This window comes from Streptomyces sp. NPDC030165 (assembly GCF_055573595.1).
This window is the reverse complement of the sequence record NZ_JBVIBD010000047.1, coordinates 20661-22168: the sequence shown is the minus strand read 5'-3', so window position 1 is coordinate 22168 and position 1508 is coordinate 20661. Positions and strand designations below refer to the sequence as shown.

1 protein-coding gene and 1 pseudogene are annotated in these 1508 nt (G+C 71.9%); both read left to right on the top strand.

The features are described from left to right. A pseudogene (locus ACZ4Z1_RS41070) lies at positions 1–147 on the top strand (1-deoxy-D-xylulose-5-phosphate reductoisomerase); the annotation flags it as partial. Between the two features lie 2 nt (positions 148–149). Then, positions 150–1124, top strand: a complete 975-nt coding sequence (locus tag ACZ4Z1_RS41065) for a 4-(cytidine 5'-diphospho)-2-C-methyl-D-erythritol kinase (RefSeq protein ID WP_468491819.1) — start codon at positions 150–152, stop codon at positions 1122–1124. The last annotated feature ends 384 nt before the right edge of the window (positions 1125–1508 follow it).

Genomic DNA, 1508 nt, shown 5'->3' with positions numbered 1-1508 from the left:
GAGCACGGTACGCCGGCCCGGGGAACCTCCCTGACGGTCGCGGACGTCTTGCAGGCGGAAACCTGGGCGCGCGCCCGCGCCCGTGAGCTGGCCGCTGGCACGCGTTCCACCTGCCCGGGGGCAGGAGCCGGAGGCCGGGGCCGGTGAGTATCTCGATCATCGTCCGGGTACCGGCCAAGATCAACGTCCAGCTCGCCGTCGGTGGCGCGCGGCCGGACGGATTCCACGACCTGGCCAACGTCTTCCTGGCCGTCGGGCTGTACGACGAGGTGACGGCCACCCGTGCCGCGTCCCTCCGCCTCACCGCGACCGGGCCCGACACCGACCGCGTCCCGCTGGACCGTACGAACCTGGCCGCGCGCGCCGCGGAGCTGCTCGCGGCGCGGTACGGCATCGCACCCGATGTGCACCTGCACATCGCCAAGGACATTCCCGTAGCGGGCGGCATGGCCGGTGGCAGCGCGGACGCGGCGGGCGCGCTGGTGGCGTGCGACGCGCTGTGGGGCACCGGTGCCTCGCGCGACGAGCTGCTGTCGATCTGTGCCGAACTGGGCAGCGATGTGCCGTTCTCGCTGGTCGGCGGGGCGGCGCTGGGGCGCGGGCGCGGTGAGCTGCTGACGCCGCTTCAGGTGGGCGGGCCGTTCCACTGGGTGTTCGCGGTGGCCGACGGGGGGCTGTCCACGCCGGCCGTCTACCGGGAGTTCGACCGGCTGAACGAGGACGAAGCCATACCCGTTCCCCAAGCGTCGCCGCTGCTGCTCGACGCCCTCCTCACCGGCGACGCGACCGCGCTCGCACCCGCCCTGTCCAACGACCTCCAGGCCGCCGCCCTGTCCCTGCGCCCGTCCCTGGCCGCCACCCTGGCGGCAGGCACGGCAGCCGGGGCATTGGCCGCACTGGTCTCCGGCTCCGGCCCGACCACGGCATACCTCACGAAGGACGAGAAGTCCGCAACCGAAGTCTCCGAAGCCCTCCTGGCCTCCGGCACGTGCCGCGCCGTGCGAGTGGCCCAGAGCCCAGCCCACCCGAGAGAAGCGCTTGCCCACAGCACGAACGGGGCCCTGCTCGCGCCGGGGCTGGTCAACCGCCTTGCTCTGCGAGTAAGAATTCCGCAGGCAAGGTAGACCTCTTGCCGTTTTCGAAGTGATCCTGGCCTTGCACAGTGCAGGACACCGATGGCGGCCCGGCCGGGGGATGTCTGGGTGCCCCGACCCGACCAGCAGAGATGTTCTCAGAGCACCGGAGCGCTGACTCGTAGCCGTACCTGGCGGAACTGGACCGGAAGATCGGCCAGCTCCAGCAGGAGTCCGCCGCCTGGCGCCACCTGGCCCTGTCGACCGACCACGACGACACCCGTGCCCTGGCCTGACCCGTGGCCCGCGGTTCTTCCCCTGGTGGGGGGGGGGGCGGGGGGGACCAACCAAAGAAAAAGCAGGGGGTGGGAGGTAGGGGTGGGGGGGGAAGATGACGAGGAAAGAGGGGGTGTGGCCCAACCCGGTTGGTAGCTG